The organism is Paenibacillus pectinilyticus (genome assembly GCF_001700435.1).
GTDB lineage: Bacteria > Bacillota > Bacilli > Paenibacillales > NBRC-103111 > Paenibacillus_E > Paenibacillus_E pectinilyticus.
In genome coordinates this window covers 1030323-1048730 of sequence record NZ_LYPC01000014.1, presented here as the reverse complement: position 1 = coordinate 1048730, position 18408 = coordinate 1030323, and the positions used below count along the sequence as shown (strand labels likewise).

Sequence of the window (18408 nt, the reverse complement as noted above, 5' to 3'; positions counted from 1 at the left end):
CTTTTTTCTGTTACACAGGGTGAGCTCTCGCTCAGCCACGAAAAGCTGGAAGAGACTTGCATGATGCAAGGCTCCCTGCCACTCTATTAAGGCGTTTCGATCCACGCCTTACTTAAGCGCGCTAACGCGATTTTGCTGCCCGCAGGCTTTTCATACAGTACAAAAATGGTTTTATCTGGTGCAACTCCGATATCCGAATAGCCATTCGTGCCGGCATAAATCTCTTTGGATTTAACCCAAGTAGCTCCATCATCGTTGCTCATCCGAATCGTCATATTCGTTCGCGTGCTCGTATTCGCAGGATTCGTGAACAAGATCGTCGAGGCATCATAACGTTGAAGACTGCCTTGAACAACAGGATCGATCAACGTGGTATCCGACACTGGCGTGCTCCATGTCCCATTCACACCTGTCGACGTAGAGATTGCCCGGTAATCACTTCCCGGATTGCGCATATTCGTCATGAGGCTGCCATTGGACAGTTGAACCATCATGTTCTCATGGATGAGCGAAAAGCCCGAAGGATTCGGTACTTTGGAGCCTGCGTTCCATGTTACACCATTATCCGTGCTGTAGATGGAAGCGACTGTCGAATTCGTCCAGTTCGGTGTGGTCATATAAATCGGTACGACCAGTACCGCATTACTCATTTGAATTCCATGCCCTGGGCCCATTCCAGCACCGGATAAATTGGCAAAATAATAGGCATTTCCTGATGTTTTGTATGGAAGTAAGGCAGAAGTGATGTCTTGTGCTGCCCCCCATGTCACCCCGTCGTCTGTACTTGTACGGATGAAATATTGGCAGTTGCCCCAGATCCATCGACTCCACAACAGATGAACCCGCGTACCCGTATTCTCCGCAATGAGCATGGGATTCATTTCCGCATAGCCTTGTGATTTGCCTGGGGCTAAAATCACTTGCGAAGAGAACGTCGTCCCCCCGTCCGTACTTCGTTTAAAGACGATATCCGTCGGCGTTTGATCACCGCCAGATCGCGCTTCTGCTGCTACGAGCACCGTGCCGCTTGAACTAACCACAATACTAGGAATGCGATATTGGGCATAACCCAATCCGTCACTCGTCGTAAATAGCGTTTGTTCCGTCAGGAACTCAAGCTCTTTGACCTGAGCCGCTGTAAGCGCAACATTGTATATGTTCACATAAGCAAGACTGCCTGAATAATACCATTGGCCCCCGCCACTATCCACGTTTCGGCCAACCCACATGCCATTGATGTTGGTCACATTGGTGAAGAAGCTCGTTGAAGCTGCGCTTGCTTTTTGATAACCATCTACGTAGATCTTCGTGCCCGTAGAGCCAACAGTTAAGACCGCTGTGTGCCAAGCACCATCATTATACGTCCCAGCAGCGCTTAATTGCGTGGCATAGCTGCCATTTTCTCGGTTTTCAAAGTATACCGTGCCATTATTCATCGTGAAGGACAGATTGCTAGAAGGATCATTCGTATCTGATACGCTGAGAAATGTCTTCGCAACCGCTGTGCTCGTGGATTTGAATTTGACAGAGATCGATCCTTGCGTTAGCGATGAGACGACAGTGCGGTCAGCTGTTTTGTCCACGTAGTCCGATGTCCCATTAAACGTGCTGTTAATCGCATAATTCAGCACACCCGCAGGAACAGAAGCTTCCGCAATCTTACCTTGAAAGGTAAGCATAGTCATCACTATAGCCGTACATAAGAGTAAACGAAACACATTTGTTATTATTTTCATCAAAAATTACCTTCCTCTCTTCTGTGAATTGAAGCTACTTCATTTAGCAAACTTCCATCTTACGCGTGCTAGTTACCTCCCCACTATGTACTCGTCAAAAGCGCTTCCACACACCTGACTAGCTCCATCATAAAACCACATTTACTCCTTGGTAATCCCTCGAACTTGACATTTAGGGGCTCTTTTTTGACTATGTCGAGGGTTTGGGGTGCGATCGATGTGAGAAAAGGGACATCTGATGGGGGTTAGTCGGGAAAAACGTCTATCTCTTCCTGAAGCGGAGCTCTCCGATGACTGTTAGTCGGATAAACCGACTATCTCAACCAGAAGCGGGGCTTTCCGAGATTAGTTAGTCGGATTAACCGACTATCTCTTCCAGAAGCGGGGCTTTCCGATGATAGTTAGTCGGATTAACCGCCTACCTCTTCCAGAATCGGGGCTTTTCGATGATAGTTAGTCGGATTAACCGACTATCTCTTCCAGAAGCGGAGCTTTTCGATGATAGTTAGTCGGATTAACCGACTATCTCTTCCAGAATCGGGGCTTTTCGATGATAGTTAGTCGGATTAACCGACTATCTCTTTCAGAATCGGGGCTTTTCGATGATAGTTAGTCGGATAAAATCGACTTACACAGGTGTTTCAGCCTCGCTTGAGACTTGCAAGTCGATAAATTCGACTTTCACAGGTGCTTCAGCCTCGCTTGTCAGCTGCAGGTAGATAAAATCGACTTACACAGATGCTTCCGCCTCGCTTGACACTTGCAAGTCGATAATATCGACTTACACAGGTGTTTCAACCTCCCTTGACATCTGCAAGTCGATAATATCGACTTACACAGGTGCTTCAGCCTCGCTTGTCAGATGCAGGTAGATAAAATCGACTTACACAGATGCTTCCGCCTCGCTTGACACTTGCAAGTCGATAATATCGACTTACACAGGTGTTTCAACCTCCCTTGACATCTGCAAGTCGATAATATCGACTTACACAGGTGCTTCAGCCTCGCTTGTCAGATGCAGGTAGATAAAATCGACTTACACAGATGCTTCCGCCTCGCTTGACACTTGCAAGTCGATAATATCGACTTACACAGGTGTTTCAACCTCCCTTGGCACCTGCAAGTCGATAAATTCGACTTGCACTGGTGATTCAGCTTGCTTGAAACCTGCAGCTCGATAAAATCGACTTACACAGATGCTTCCGCCTCGCTTGACACTTGCAAGTCGATAATATCGACTTACACAGGTGTTTCAACCTCCCTTGGCACCTGCAAGTCGATAAATTCGACTTGCACTGGTGCTTCAGCCTTGCTTGACACCTGCAAGTCGATAAATTCGACTTGCACTACCGCTTCAGCCTCCCTTGGCACCTGCAAGTCGATAAATTCGACTTGCACTGGTGCTTCAGCTTGCTTGACACCTGCAGCTCGATAAAATCGACTTACAAATGCACTTCCAGCACTCACACCCTGTTAGTCGATAAAACGACAAACCCAGACGCCTCACTCACTCGCTCCAAAACACAAAAGACCTCCCCTCCATCGTGAATCCCGATGAAGGGAGGCCTATCTTCGACGCTATGCAATCATTTACGTGATTTTCATTCTCACATTGCAGAGATACTCCAATCTTGATCTAATCTTTACTCACTCCCACTCTTGCAATACTACTCCAATCTCATTCCTCACTCCCACCCCTGCAAAACTACTCCTATCTCATTCCTCACTCCCACATCTGCAAAGCTGCGCCAATCATCCCGCTCCAATTACCCTGATAGGCGGGTTCAATCCGAACGCCTGCCCACATCGAGGGCATCGTCCTGCGGCCTACTTCTTGCCGCAACTCGGCAAATAATCGATCCCCAGCCTCGGAAACCCCGCCGCCAATCACAATCAGCGTTGGGTTAAAGGTGTGGATCAGCGAAGCGATAGCAGCACCCAAGGCTGCTATCGTTTCATCCATAAGCTCACCGGCCAGCGAATCCCCCGCTTGCCAACGCTTAAACACTTCACGCGTGTCCACGGTGTCGTCTGCCAAGCCGCTTTGCGCAAGCCTCTCGCGCATGCGCCTGCCGATCGAAGTCCCTGACGCGTACTGCTCCAAACACCCGATTCCCCCGCATACGCAAGGAATTCCACGAAAGTCAACGGACATGTGGCCAAGCTCGCCGCCACCGCCCCATGCGCCATGTACGAGACGGCCATCGACGACAAGTGCGCCGCCGACGCCTGTTCCTAGCGCTAGGCATACGAAATGTGTCTCATCTTGCCCAGCGCCCAGATGTTTTTCGGTCAGCGCGAGCACATTGACATCGTTATCTACGATAACGGGAAGTCCAAATCGCGCCTCAAGAATCGCTCTCAACGGCGTTCCCGCATAACCGGGAATCAGCTCAGACGCGGATCGAATCGCCCCGTTCTCCCAATCGATTTGCCCCGCACTTCCGACACCCATCCCTCTCACTTGGAGGTCAGGCTGTTGCGTTCCTACTTCCGCTATCAACTCCTGAACCGCCTGCACAACACGATCTACCGTGTACACATCGCCAGCCATCGTCATTAAGCTTACGAAGTGCAGCACCTCACCTTGCCGATTCACAATGCCCGCATTGATCTTCGTACCACCAATATCCACGCCAATTGCATATTGAGCTTCAGGATTCCACCAATGAGCAGTCATCGCAATCCACCTACATCCACTGACGTAAAGCTCGCACATAGCGTTCCGTAATAAGCTGCGGTCGAGTAATGGCGCTCCCTACAACCACGTTCACTGCTCCACAGGCTAGCGCCTTCACAGCTTCCTCTGGCGTCCAGATCCGCCCTTCCGCAATTACAGGCACCCTAACACGCGCACAGAGTTTCTGCAGCAACTCGAAATCTGGTCCCTCTTGCTGGGTACTGTACGGTGTGTAACCAGAAAGGGTCGTTCCGATGAAATCAACACCGAGCGCTTCTGCAGTGATGCCTTCCTCCAGCGTCGAAATATCGGCCATTACCGCAGCACCCAACTCGTGTGCGCACGTAATTAATGACTTCACGGCATCCAAACGTCCTTCGCGATCCGTCACATCTAGGGCAACGACATCAGCGCCTGCCAACACGATGGCCTTCACCTCATCCAAGGTCGGCGTAATAAACACGCTTGAGCCGGGCATATCCCTTTTAATCAAACCAATTACAGGGACATTCACTTCTTTTTTAATCAGCAAAATATCTAGCACACCGTTCGTACGGATCCCAATCGCACCTGATTGGACAGCGGCTCGCGCCATTTTGGCCATCGTATCCCCGCCATGTAAGGGTTCATGTTCTAACGCCTGGCAGGAGACAATCAAGCCGTGTAAAGGAAACAGATCTCTATGATTCATAAGGTCATTCCTTCCTTTATCCTTTGGCAAGCTCCACTAGCGTTATGATTTCCGCATTTAATTGCTCGATACGACCCTGATCACCTTCGGTACACGGTAATAACGGCATTCTCGGAACACCAATATCGAACCCACGCAATTTCAAAATCGCTTTGCAAGCCCCATACAAAGAAGGAAATGAGAGCAATTTAACGATAAGCTCGTTTACTTTAAACTGCCACGCTTGTGCTTCAGCCATGTTCCCTTGCGCATAGCACATCTCGATTTTCAGAAAAAGCTCCGGCATCACGCCATACGTTCCACCTATCCCGCCATCTGCTCCAATTGCGCGCCCAGCCAAGTACTGCTCATCAGGCCCATTCAATACGAGGAAGTCACTGCCTCCTGCCGCTTTGAACTGTTGTAACTCGAACGTACTCTCAGCCGAAATTTTCACACCAATGACTTTATCTTGTGCCGCCATCTTCGTTAACAAGCCCTTCGATAAATGAAAGCCTGTTGTTTGCGGGATATGATAAATGATGAAAGGCAGTGAACTCGCATCGATAATCGCCTGCCAATGCCCTTCCACGCTATCCGCAGATAAACGATAATAGATCGACGGAACCGCGGAAACCGCGTGTGCGCCTACTTCCTCCGCATGCTTCGCCAGCTCTACACTATCCCGAGTTGCTGCTGCTCCAACATGGGCAATGATTGTCAACTCTTCGCCGACTTCCGCTACCACCGCTGCAAGAATTTGCTTACGTTCTTCAACCGTTTGTAGCATCCCTTCCCCGGAGCTTCCACCGACGTAAAGCCCCTTAACGCCAGTTGTTGCATAATAACGAGCTAATCGCCGTACAGCTTCCGTATTTATTTCTCCTAGATCATCGTAGCTGGCGTAGAGGGCAATAATAATCCCTTTGAATTGTTCTAGATTATAGGGTTTCATACATGAACGAACCTCCGCATGGTTGACTGAATGATTTTGTATTTTCCTAACATTGAATTCCCAGATAATCCCCAGTTAACATCCTTATCCTTTTACAGCACCCATCGTAATCCCTTGTGTAAAGGCTTTTTGGAACACGAGAAAGATCGTAATCATGGGAACAGACGCGAGTGCCGCTCCTGCCATCATAATTCCGTAGTTCGTGGTAAATTCACCTTGCATCGTAGCCACACCAAGTGGCAGAGTCATCATCGAAGTTGATCTTGTCATAATCAGTTGACTGAAATAATCGTTCCAGGATGCAATAAATGTAAAGATCGCTAATGCGCCTAGTGCTGGTTTCAGCAGGGGCAAAATAATTGTTGAGAATAACCTAACTTCCGAGCATCCATCGATTTTCGCAGCTTCTATTAATTCACCTGGCACCGTCTGAGCGAATTGCTTCATCAGGAACACCCCGAATGGCCATCCAATCGCTGGTAAAATCAGTCCACGATACGTATTGACCCAGCCAAAGTCGGCCAGCATCGTAAAGAGCGGAACCAGAATCACTTGCTTAGGCAGCGCCATGGCGGCGATGAACATCGTGAAGATAATTTTGCGTCCCGGGAACAGCTTCTTCGCTAGTACATAGCCTGCTGATGCTGAGACGAGACAGACTGCAAACATTTCTAGCAACGCGATCACGAAGCTGTTTAGCGTCCAACGCCACACCGGATTTTTAAATAAGTCAGACCAGTTCTGCAGGGTTGGTTTCAGTGGAAACCATTCAGGTGGTATTTGGGTAGCCACCGTTTGAAACTTAAAGGCCCCTGTTACAATCCAGTAAAATGGGAATATAAAAAACAACGTAGAACATATCAAAAGTAGTGTCGCGAACCCTTTAGTTACCCTTTGCCCAGCGCTTGGTTTCATGATGTCCGTCCCCTCCTAGTACTCAACATCGCTGCCAAAGAATTTGAACTGAATCAGTGAAATAATACCGATAATGATGGCTAAAAAGACACCCATCGCCGCTGCGCTGCCAAAATGGCCCAGCACGAACGCTTGCTCATATACGCCGTACATGACGGTTGTTGTACTATAAACAGGTCCACCGGATGTAAGCAGCTGGATCAGCGCAAAGCACTGAAACGTATTAATCGTTGTAATGACGATAATATACAGATTCGTCGGCATCAGCATCGGCCAAATGATTTTCAAAAATATTTGCCACGGCGTGGCGCGATCAATCTCTGCTGCTTCAATATACGAAGTTGGAATATTCCCCAGAGAAGCCACGTACAAGATGATCGGCTGACCGACGGATGTCGTAATGAGGACAGCGATAATAGCTAATAAAGCTGTTCGCTGATCACCTAACCAAGAAACCGGCTCCAGCCCAATCAATCCGCCCAGATAATTGAGAATGCCGTAATTCGGATGGTAAATCCAACCCCATACAACGGTAATACTGACAACCGAAGATACGGCGGGTAAATAGAACACACCTCGGTAAAAGGACCGAGCAAATTCTTTTTTCTTATAAATCGAAACCGCTACGAATAGCGAAAATACAATAACAATCGGTACCGTGATAACAACCAATAGCAGAGTATTTCGCATTGCTTTCAGGAACGTTTCATTGTGTATTAGAGATACATAATTTTCAAATCCGATAAAGTTAAAATTGCGTAAGGAGTAATCAAAGAAGCTGATATAAACACCTTTTATCATGGGATACGCTACAAATAGCAAGAAGAATCCAAGTGCAGGCAGTAAAAATAAATAGCTCATCAGCCAATCCCGGCGTACGTAGCCTTTCGTTTTACGAACCGTTACCTCCATGTTTCTCCCCTCCAATTCCTTTTTTTATTAAAAAGAGTAGAGCACTCACGCACTCTACTCCCAGAGGACATGCCTCTCGTTATTTGGAAGCTGCTTGATCTTTCTTCGCTTTGGCAATAGCTTCGTTCGCTTTGGCTGCAAAGCTATCCAATGCTTCTTTACCTGTCGCTCCGCCCGTTAACACACGTTGTAATTCTGGGAACCAGAATGTACGAATATCGGCATAACCATCGGCAATTGTCGGTGCATCTGTAATAAATTGACGTGCTGTTTCTGCATATTTATATTCAGGATCACTGTACAGACCAGTAATTGATGTGCGTGCTGACAAACCGCCGGTTTGGATCAAGTTTTTCTTCGCATATTCGGGATCATTGGCAATGAAATCAACCAATTTTTTCGCAGCGGCAATCTTGTCCGGATTTCCGTTATTAAACACTGCCATACCGCCCAAATATGGCTCAAGCTTAGGCTTGGATCCATCTAACGTCGGGAATGGTAAAAGGATATCTTCGAATTGCACTTTTTTGTTTGGAACGTTTTGTGCTTTAAGTACGGCCGAATAGTTCAGTGTGAAAGCTAATTTACCTTGCAGGAATAAATCGTTGACATCTGCTGCTGCTAAGGAAGCGGCCCCAGCCACACTTAATTTATCTTTCGTTGCTTTCGCCACCCAATCAAGCGCTTTAGCTGCATTATCCGTATTAATCGCAACTTTAGAGTTATCTTCACTCAAGAATCTGGACACGCCTAAGTTGGCAATGTAAGCACGTGTTCCTTGATCGCCAGCTGTACTTTTTGCGAAAAAGCCGGTCGGAATAATTTCCGGCGCCTTATCCTTCACAGCTTGCAGCGCTTTCTCATATTCAGCCATCGTCCATGTCCGATCAGGACGGCTTAGCGGCAGCAAATCAAGGGCACCGATTTTCTCAAACACAGTCTTATTTACGGCCATCATGAATGGCGCTGTATTAATGGGATACATGTAAATTTGATCGCCGACCATGGATTGCTTCCAAAGAGCTGGCGTAATATCTTTCTTCACTTCATCGGTTACGATATCGTTAAGCGGAGCGAGCAGCTTCTTCTTCCCCCAGTCGATGATTCGTCCTGGTGCATCGTAGATCACATCTGGCGCAGAATTGGAAGCGATTGCGACATTCAGTTTTTGCGGCCCACCCTCGAATGTAATCATTTCAAGGTTGACTTTAATCTCTGGATGTTTCTTGTTAAAAGCAGCAATGATCTGCTTCTCATATTTCCCAACTTCACCATCCAGCGGTTGGAAGTTCGGGAAATTCCACCATGTTATCTCAACTGGCTTCGCAGCCACTGGACTTGGTGTTGTTGCTGTCTTCGTTTCGGCAGTACTCGCGGCTGTGTTCGCTGGTGTTTTCGTAGATGTATTCGTACATGCAACTAACTGTGACCCGACAAGAGCAACGCCTACCAATGTCATAAGTCCTTTTTTCATAGCCCTCATTTGAGCACCCCCGTTATGTATTGTGGAATAAAATTGCTTTCGTTTCATTCCATGCGCTAACTATAAGTCATATTGAAAACAAGGAGAATCCCTGTATCTTTACTTTCATGGTCGTATTCTGACCTGTTCGTTTTCTAGGATATGACAGCCGCTGCTGCGAAGTTTTTAATGGTATACTTTAATAAATAATTAACAATATCTGTTTTAGAGTCCTAACAAGATAGGGTGAACTTCATGTATAAACTACTCATTGTCGAGGATGAACCGCTGATCAGAGCTGGGTTACAGCACTATTTTGACTGGCCATCGTTGGAAGTAAGCTCCATTGTTGAAGCTGAAAATGGCAAGGACGGTCATCTCACCGCTTTACGCGAGCCCCCTGATTTGGTCATTACCGACATCCGAATGCCGGAAATGGACGGACTTCAGATGATTGAACACATTCGAGCGGCACTCCCGGATACCCTCTTTATTATATTGACCGGTTTCAATGATTTCGAATATGCTCAGAAAGCGATTCGCCTCGGGGGCGTACATGCCTTCCTGCTTAAGCCTTTAGAATATGATGAAAGCCTTGCCACCATACAGAGCGCTATGAATACACTTGCTTTACGGCGAAACGAGCTCCTCACCCGTAACGAATTAGAAAAGCAAGCGAGTGAAAGCAGCGTTCAGGAAAGTCACCAGCTCGTCCGATTTTTGTTAGAGGATGATCACCTCGCTTGGGAAGAAGGCATCAAGCCACTTCTCCGTGACTTCGAGAATGCGACGCTGATGTATCAACCCTTTGTCGTGACATGGCTACCAACAGGAGTACCTCCTCTTTCCACTGCCAGAAAAGGATTTCGTCAGCATGCGGAAAGCTTGATACAGCACGTTCTTGATTTAACCTATCCTACAACGATACCTAGAAAGCTTTTTCTCTATGTAGATAAAACGAAATGCTATGGGATCACCGTACTAGAAGAAACTCAAGAAATACGCAGCAATGATCCTGAACTCATAATTTCACCTTGTGAAACTGGATTCTATTTAGCGGAGGGCAAACCAACAACGGATAGTACCCATCTGCACAAGCTGCTGCTTCAAACGGATAAAGCTCTATATCAGCGCTTTTACCAACCGAACTGTCAGTTGTTCTTTCCTGTCGATGCTGGCGAAGGATCCCTTCGTGTGAAAGAAACGCGATTACTTCTGGATGAGGCTGACAAGAATCGGATCATTGCCGGAATCGAAGGTGGGCAGGCGTCAGAGATTCAAGCGTTGATGGGGCAACTGGCTCAAACGTTGATGACCTACCTCCCCCAATCTTCCATAGATCGAGGATTCGCCTATATCCAAGAAATTATCTCCGTCACGATTCGTTTTGCACATCGAAATGGCATTCCGATCGAAGGCGTATACAGCGATAAGCTGCTAAAACTGACATGTGTCGATGATTTCGCAACATTGGATGCGCTTTTCAGTTGGCTGGCCGCATGGATGGTGCAGGTAGGCGCCCTGTATCGCGATGAGTTGTCGTCAACGAATCATCAGGATGGACTCATTTTTGAACATATTGAAGCCTATATCAAAGAACATATTGATCAAGATATCACCTTACAAATGGTGGCGGATCGTTTTTTTTACAACCCCTCTTATTTAAGCCGTATTTTCAAAAGAAAGCTAGATAAGAATTACATGCGGTTTGTGACCGAAATTCGTATCCATTATGCCCAAGAATGTTTGAAGCAGCCTGAGTACCTCGTGACGGATGTCTGTACAATGTGCGGATATAAGAGCTATAAGCATTTCGTCAAAACGTTCCGCAGTATCACAAACATGACACCCACAGATTATCGAAAGAAATGGGGATGGTAAACCCTTGAACACATGGCGGCGAATCTCCCAGCAATACCGAATGAAGCATGTGAATCATCAAATTTTCGTGCTCATGATCCTGATTATCACCGTGCCCTTATTGATCATTTCGATTATTATTTATTTCTTTTCCATCCAAGCCGTCAAAAATGAGTACCAAAGTTCTTCGAATCTTATTCTTACGAACTTGTCATTCAATATTGATCAATATTTGCAAAGTATTGAAAAAGGGACGCTCAATGCGCAAATGGATGGTCAGCTGCAGAATGCCCTAGCCAATTGGATCGCAGACGGGGATGACAGCTCCAATGATGAACGGATTCAATACGGAAACACCATAGAGCACTTCGTCTCCTCCATCGAAATGACGATTAAAAATGTGGACAGCGTGCAAATTTACGCAGGTAACCGTGTCTTCTACTCGGCGAATTTCAATCGCTCCGATTATGATGTGAAGGACTTCACACATGAGGACTGGTACCTGCAGACACAGCAAAGTAAAGGCGGCATCGTCCTTTTCGGGACACACATCCCCTTCCATCGTGTGAATGCTAAGGCTCCTGTCATTTCGATTGCCAGGGTCATTAATAAGGTTGGCAGCAAGCAGCCGCTTGGCGTGATGCTGATCGACATTCGATTGGATTCCTTACGGGAAATATTGAAGCTATCCGAGACGAGTAAGCGGAGTTTTACGATTATTGATAATCACGGAGCTAGCATTTACAATTCTGCAAGTACACCTGATAGCGCAAGCGGCCCCATCACCTTAGCGGATGAGAAGCTTCGCACCATTTTGGAAGAGGAGAATGGCAGCTTTTATGCGTATTTTGCCGGGACCAATTCGTTCATCAACTTCGTGACATCGCCCTATTCGGGCTGGAAGGTTATTCAATCCATCGATGAGAAGGAAATGACGAAGCAAGCGAAGATCATGATCAAAATTATTTTAGCACTCGCCTGCTTGTCACTCGGTACAGCGATTTTGTTTATGTTCATTTTGTCCGCTCGGGTGACTAAGCCGATTATTGTGTTAAGCCGCAAAGTGAAAATGGTCGGGCTAGGTAATTTCGATGTCGATCTCAGCTCCAACCGGCAAGATGAATTCGGCGTGTTGTACCAAGGTATTCGTAAAATGCTAGAAGACTTACAGAACTATATCGAACGTTCTTCTATGGCCAAAGCGCAGCAAAAAGTTGCACAATACGGCGCCTTGAAAAGCCAAATCAACCCTCATTTTCTAGCGAATGTACTGGAAACGATTCAGATGAAAGCGATCATTGGCGGACAGCGGGACGTGGCCGAGATGGTTGGCATACTAGGACGACTCTTCCGCATACATATCCAGACGGGTAAGGAAACTGTGACGCTGCAAGAAGAATTGATTCATATTCGACTCTATGTTAAAATCCAACAGCTGCGCTTCGGGGACAAAATCCAGTATCATGAGGACTTGATGGCGAATAGCGAGACGTTGCAGGTGTTGCATTTTTCGCTGCAGCCGCTGATTGAAAATGCCTTTGTTCATGGACTGGAACGGAGCAGTCGTTCGGGGTTGCTGGAGGTATCTTCCCAGATATCGGGGGATGACTTGTTGATTCAGGTGAAGGATAATGGGGTAGGGATGGATGAAATGAAGCTGCATCAGCTTCGGACTCGACTTGCCCAGCCTTCTGACACACTCGATGAAACGCATATCGGGATTAAAAACGTGCATGATCGCATTGTCTTCTACTTCGGTGATCCTTATGGGATTGAGATAGATAGTGAGCTTGGCGAGGGCACGACCGTTCGGATTCGAATTCCTGCTGAGCAGAAATAGCAAACAAATCGACAGACAAACGGACAAAGTAAAAACAAACAGACAAACAAAAAAAGCAAATAAACAAAGCAAATAAACAAAAAATAACAATAAATAGGAGGACCTTGTGCTAGGACTCGCGATTTTACTAGCTTTTAACCTTATTGGTATCGGGCTTCAAATGGGCTTGCACCTGCCCTTACCAGGCAATGTTATTGGCCTTATTCTCTTTACCATCGCTTTATTTGCCAAAATCATTAAGCTTGAATGGGTTGAAACGACAGCCAATTGGTTTACAGGGCATATGATGCTCTTCTTTCTCCCTTTCGTTGTAGGCACGATGGCTTTCTTCCCTTTAATCGGGGCCAATTGGTTGTCTATCGGGGTTGGCGTCATTGGGAGCTCCGTCGTCGTTCTTGTAGTGACTGGGTTTGTTACTTCGAAATTACAGCGTCATGACGAGAAGGAACATCATCGTAGGGTGAATCAACCATCGGCAGAGCAGAAATCCGTAGGAGGTGGGATTTCATGACCACCCCTACGTGGGTCACGAACCCTATGTTCGGTATTACACTAAGCGTTGTTGCCTATACGGCTGCACAGATGATGCATAAGCGCTGGCGTTGGCTGCATCCGCTTTTTGTGTGCTCAGGCTTCATTATCCTTGTGCTGCTGAGCTTTCGAATCCCCTATTCCGCCTACAAAACAGGCGGTGATCTTCTAACGCTGCTGCTTGGACCAGCAACTGTAGCTCTTGGCGTCCCGCTGTACAAACATGCGGGATTGATTCGCAAACAGCTAACCGGCATCCTCATCGCCGTTACACTCGGTTCACTCGCCGGCATTGCTAGTGCCGCCGCTCTTGTAGGTTTGCTCGGCGGCAGCCGTGAGATTCTGCTCAGCATGCTGCCGAAATCTGTTAGCTCGCCGATCGCGTTAGAGATATCGCGTCATCTTGGCGGTTTGCCGGAGCTAACGGCCGTGCTCACCGTGCTGACTGGTTTGTTCGGCAGCATGTTCGGCCGGAAGCTGTTGACCTGGCTCGGCTTCCGCGATGCGCTTTCCATCGGAATTGCCATCGGGACAGCGGCACACGGGATCGGCACAGCTCGGCTAATCAAAGATTCCGAAATCGAGGGCAGCATGAGCGGCTTCGCCATGGGCGCTGCGGGAATCATTACATCCATTTTGTTTATTCCGATATATTGGTGGTTTTCTTGAAAATGAGGAAGAACCAGACTTGAAGCTAGTGCTTCGGGTCTGGTTTTTTGTATGTGAGTAGGTTGAGTTGCAACTACACTGTAAATCCGAGACTTTCGCGGATGACCGCGAAAGATAATCTCGGGTTCCATGCCTTTCACAGATGGCCGCGATAGATAGGCTCGGTTTCCGTGCCTTTCGCAGATGGCCGCGATAGATAGGCTCGGTTTCCGTGCCTTTCGCAGATGGCCGCGATAGATAGGCTCGGGTTCCGTGCCTTTCGCAGATGGCCGCGATGGATAAGCTCGCTTCCCCACATCATCTGTAGTCCGAAAACATCGAACTAATTTCGCTGCTCGCGTCATTTTACTTGAATAGTCCGATTCGGCCGAACTAAATCAATCAAAACAACCAACTGTCATGAAATATGAAGATTTAGTTCGATAGAAACTGACTATTTCTGTTTTCCGAGGAGGAATCATCCGTTTAATTTGAATAAATCGAACTAACGCAGATTCAGGTGAGACTCAGACATGTAATCATGACTTTCAGCCAAATCAAAGTACCTCCGCCAATGCCTTCGTATAGATCGAATGACCGTATTCATTCGGATGATTGACGTTATTCATTAACAAACTTGCGGTCGATTTACCTGCAGCTAGTTCAGCTATCCATAGTTTCTGGACATCTGCGAGAGTAACCTCGTATCGCTTGGCAAGCAGCCGCAAGGTGTCCGCATACTCCGTCACATTCTCGCTGGCAAAATGCCACTGAGGATTGGGAAGGCAAGGTGTGATGAGGATGATTGCAGCTTCCGTCTGAGCTTGTACCTGCTCTATCATCGTAGCTATATGGTGCTCAAAATCAAGCAGTGGAACACCGTTGCCACTATCTGCATCCCAGTTCTGGTCATTCATGCCATATCCGATTGTGACCAAATCCGGTTGGAGGGCAATTACATCCTCCTGTAGTCGAAGCAAGCCACCCTCACTTGATTCACCGCCAATGGCTTTCATCGTCAACTTAACTTCTGCCGAGGGAAACCTTTCGCATAAAAGAGCAGTAAAACAGTGAGCAAACGTGAACTTTTCATCAGGAATTTCAGCTCCCCTAGAAATACTGTCGCCCAGTACGACGAGTGAGATTGATTGCTTTGTATGCAATTTTTGAGCCCAGTGAGCCAAATTGGTGTCATGCATCCCATCGTTGCTCTCTACATGCGACGCAATCTCAGTTCTTGCGAGAATGCTCTCATTATCGCTATCCTTCTCCTCATACCCATAGTCAGCATACACTGTATATGCCGAATTCGAAATCATCGCATAATCACGATGATCAAACTTCTCCTTGCCACACAAGGCATGGCTTCGCCAATCCGGAATCGCCCCGCTTTCCAAGCGCGAGATCGTGCCAACGACTTCATCTACCATGTAGTCGATGCCATCCTGATAGTGCCGACACTCCGGATGCCTAGCATCCGGATGACTTCTCAATTTCACTCCCTCGCCACTAGAAGAGGGGACATATCGCATCTTTTGCTTTTCCGTACCAAGGAAAACGAACGTTTCACCTAACTGTCTGCGAAATCCCACAGTTCTTCTTCCCCTTTTCAACAGTGATTACCAGAGTACGTCTATCCGGCCTGTAATTCCCTCTAGATAAATACGATCCTCTTGGAAAGCATGCGTAATATCTAGATACTCCTTCTCATTTAACCTAATTTCCACAACTCCGCCAACAATGGCCTCTACGGGTGGGAACAAGGTCACATTAGCATCGTTTAAATGCCAAACAGTCAGGTTCCGACTCGGTTGACGGTTCCATGTTGGGAAAGCTTGATTCTCCCGACACAGCACTTTCGATTTCGCGGATTGCGATACGACAATGCGACATTCCTCATGGAAGGTACGATCCAGCGCATACAGTCCTGTTTCGCCGCCAAGTTGAACCGATTGTCCTGGAAATAAGGGAACACCTTCTGGCAGGCCAAGCTCTAATTGCACCGTCGAATCCTGTTTACAGCCTGTAAACCAGTACGCATTCTCATGACGCGAGATGAACAGAAGCGCAGATTGCGAATCCGTTGTTTGCTTCTTTTGAGAGAGCTGGTAGCCGAACGGCTGGAGCATATAGCGCAGCAGCACCGAAGAATCATAAAAGGTTTCCTCCTGCCGAAGAGGCAGATGCGTGACGCCCGCTGGTTGGAACGGTAACGACCCTCGCATCCAACCGATGCGGCCGCCCCCCCAACCCGTTTCACTTCGAGAAACAGCAAAGACGCGCTCTTCCCCATTTTGCGCAGCCACGGCATGTACATGTGTACACGAATCGACATCGGCTCTTAGAGATAAGCTCAATCCGCCATCCCCGATATCGGCACGGTGCCTTAGCACATGAGAAGGTCCGCTTGCCCCTACCTCATCCTGCTCTAATGAAATGTTCAGCTCAAAATCACCCTCTAACGGCTGAATCCTCTCCAGCTGGAGCATTTCTAGCAAGTCAGGTTGCGTGATATCGCCATAAAGTAATACTCGACCACCCGTTTGTACAAGGGCTACAATTTCCCACGCCAGATCCTTCGTTAATCCCAAGGTGGAAACAAGCAAGATCGTGCCTTTCAACTTTTTCTTCGCTTCTGCACTCATCTTCCGGAAGGTATCTGTTCCCAATACGGTATTCAAAGGTAAGCCTTCATTAATCGCATTTCGAATCAGCCAATCATGGAAGAATACACGCCCCGTATCCTGCTTATCGGCTTGCAGCGTATCATGCAGCTCACGAAACGGATACAGCCAAGTGACTAACCCAGGTTGATCTGGCGCGTCTTTGAACGCTTTGCGAATGTGCGGAATAATTTCTGCGGCACTTTCGGCTTGCAGTTCCCCATTTTCCGTATCAATCGTGAGAATTTGAACGACGCCTGGAAGCTCAACACCACCATCAGAATTCATCCGCGCTGCTGCAAGCGGACAATAAATATCGTGAGGCTCACGATCATAATAATCGAACCACGGATTTTGCCAGAACCACGGATCATTCGCATAAAAACGATACATATACGTATCCTTCGGCACTTCTGCGATCCGTGACAAATACCCTGTGATTTCTAAGCCGAAATCATAATTCAGTGCGCCCCATGGTGAATTCGGCGGCGGGTAGGCGAGATATCCCTTATCGTACAGGTCTTGCATCGGAATATAATCCTTGGCGAGATCCATCCCCGTGCCATAATTCGTTCCGCGAGTTTCCGTCCGAACATCCGGGCACTCCTGTTTGAACAGGTCCCAGAACGATAAAACTTTGCTCGTTACTTCCTCATAGTCCGCGATAGCCAGATTCGTCCCATCATAATTGGCGCCAAGATATGTCCAAGGAAAATAGGATAAGGCGAACCCATTTGAAAACCAAATATAATCAAACCCAAGCGCAGGCAAGTAACTCGCACATTGCTTCCCTAGGAATTCGCCGAACGGTAAATCTTCGGGTATTCCATCTGGAAACGCAGCGTAACTGACATGATCCGCTTTTAATTTCGACCAACTGCATACGACCGTATAGTGTGTTTTCAAAGAAACATACTTGCCGCCGATCTCCGCCTTATTTATTTCTGGGTGCGTTTTATATTTAAAATCCGAATACGCGAACTCAGGCCCTGCATCGAACGTGGCACCAACCTCCATCAGGACACCAAATTGCTCGCTTGCGATCCGTTTGAATGCATCTACGACGCGTTTCAGGTCGCCATACGTGAAAGTTACAGGAGATTCGGTGTATAGCCGTGCAATATGCGGGTCTTTCTTATCCGTGACATGACCGAACATCTCTTCATTCGCAAAGCCCACATATCGAGCCCATTCAAATGAGTCATCCAGCTCCCCATTCCATGTCAGAATCTCACTGCCATCAGAAACCCACAGCAGCATGGATGCCGTCTCGGCCATTTCCAATAGGGGCTGCCATTGGCGCAACGCCTCTGTACACACAGCATCGATCGCGGAGGGCTCAAGGCTCTTGAACGGCTTCAAACTCATTTCTAAAGAAGCACGTTGGAGTGTCTTTTTATTGGGGCTTAACGAATTGTGAAGCAGCTTGCGTTGGTCATCTATCATTGGATTAGTTGAAACTTGATCTATCGCCATACCTTCATCTCCTCACACACGATTCCTACTAACTGAAGCTTATAAATTTCTTATTTAACA

14 protein-coding genes are annotated in these 18408 nt (G+C 47.4%); 4 read left to right on the top strand and 10 right to left on the bottom strand.

Features of this window, described 5'->3' with window-relative positions:
- Positions 1-86: 86 nt before the first annotated feature.
- The 8 genes from A8709_RS11320 to A8709_RS11285 all read right to left on the bottom strand — a co-directional run bounded on the left by A8709_RS11320 (position 87) and on the right by A8709_RS11285 (position 9351).
- Positions 87-1736 carry an exo-alpha-sialidase gene (locus tag A8709_RS11320; protein WP_065852450.1) on the bottom strand — a complete coding sequence of 550 codons (1650 nt, stop codon included), beginning with the start codon at positions 1734-1736 and terminating at the stop codon, positions 87-89.
- Between the two features lie 1239 nt (positions 1737-2975).
- The gene (locus A8709_RS11315; RefSeq protein ID WP_065852449.1) at positions 2976-3203 is read right to left on the bottom strand and encodes a hypothetical protein; all 228 of its coding nucleotides are present in this window, start codon (positions 3201-3203) and stop codon (positions 2976-2978) included.
- A 256-nt stretch (positions 3204-3459) separates the two neighbouring features.
- Positions 3460-4416 (bottom strand): ROK family protein, encoded by a 957-nt coding sequence (locus tag A8709_RS11310; protein WP_065852448.1) that lies wholly within the window; start codon positions 4414-4416, stop codon positions 3460-3462.
- A gap of 10 nt (positions 4417-4426) precedes the next feature.
- On the bottom strand, positions 4427-5107 hold the full coding sequence (locus tag A8709_RS11305; protein WP_065852447.1) for an N-acetylmannosamine-6-phosphate 2-epimerase: 681 nt from the start codon (positions 5105-5107) through the stop codon (positions 4427-4429).
- 16 nt (positions 5108-5123) lie between these two features.
- The gene (locus A8709_RS11300; protein ID WP_065852446.1) at positions 5124-6041 is read right to left on the bottom strand and encodes a dihydrodipicolinate synthase family protein; all 918 of its coding nucleotides are present in this window, start codon (positions 6039-6041) and stop codon (positions 5124-5126) included.
- 84 nt (positions 6042-6125) lie between these two features.
- A complete protein-coding gene (locus A8709_RS11295) occupies positions 6126-6956 on the bottom strand; it encodes a carbohydrate ABC transporter permease (RefSeq protein WP_065852445.1) in 831 nt (276 codons plus the stop codon).
- A gap of 15 nt (positions 6957-6971) precedes the next feature.
- Entirely contained in the window at positions 6972-7868 is an 897-nt protein-coding gene (locus A8709_RS11290) for a carbohydrate ABC transporter permease (protein ID WP_065852444.1), read from the bottom strand.
- A gap of 79 nt (positions 7869-7947) precedes the next feature.
- Complete coding sequence (locus tag A8709_RS11285) at positions 7948-9351, bottom strand: ABC transporter substrate-binding protein (RefSeq protein WP_065852443.1); 1404 nt, start codon at positions 9349-9351, stop codon at positions 7948-7950.
- 234 nt (positions 9352-9585) lie between these two features.
- Here A8709_RS11285 and A8709_RS11280 point away from each other — a divergent pair, with 234 nt between their 5' ends.
- The 4 genes from A8709_RS11280 to A8709_RS11265 all read left to right on the top strand — a co-directional run bounded on the left by A8709_RS11280 (position 9586) and on the right by A8709_RS11265 (position 14230).
- The gene (locus A8709_RS11280; RefSeq protein WP_065852442.1) at positions 9586-11211 is read left to right on the top strand and encodes a response regulator; all 1626 of its coding nucleotides are present in this window, start codon (positions 9586-9588) and stop codon (positions 11209-11211) included.
- 4 nt (positions 11212-11215) lie between these two features.
- On the top strand, positions 11216-13030 hold the full coding sequence (locus A8709_RS11275; protein WP_065852441.1) for a cache domain-containing sensor histidine kinase: 1815 nt from the start codon (positions 11216-11218) through the stop codon (positions 13028-13030).
- Between the two features lie 106 nt (positions 13031-13136).
- Positions 13137-13541 (top strand): CidA/LrgA family protein, encoded by a 405-nt coding sequence (locus A8709_RS11270; protein WP_065852440.1) that lies wholly within the window; start codon positions 13137-13139, stop codon positions 13539-13541.
- A complete protein-coding gene (locus A8709_RS11265) occupies positions 13538-14230 on the top strand; it encodes an LrgB family protein (RefSeq protein WP_065852439.1) in 693 nt (230 codons plus the stop codon). The genes A8709_RS11270 and A8709_RS11265 overlap by 4 nt, the downstream gene beginning before the upstream one ends.
- A 536-nt stretch (positions 14231-14766) precedes the next feature.
- Here the strand turns inward: A8709_RS11265 and A8709_RS11260 are convergent.
- Positions 14767-15801: an SGNH/GDSL hydrolase family protein gene (locus A8709_RS11260; protein ID WP_065852438.1), complete on the bottom strand. Its 1035-nt coding sequence runs from the start codon at positions 15799-15801 to the stop codon at positions 14767-14769.
- Between the two features lie 27 nt (positions 15802-15828).
- Positions 15829-18348, bottom strand: coding sequence for a hypothetical protein (locus A8709_RS11255; protein WP_065852437.1), 2520 nt, complete (start codon positions 18346-18348; stop codon positions 15829-15831).
- Positions 18349-18408: the final 60 nt, after the last annotated feature.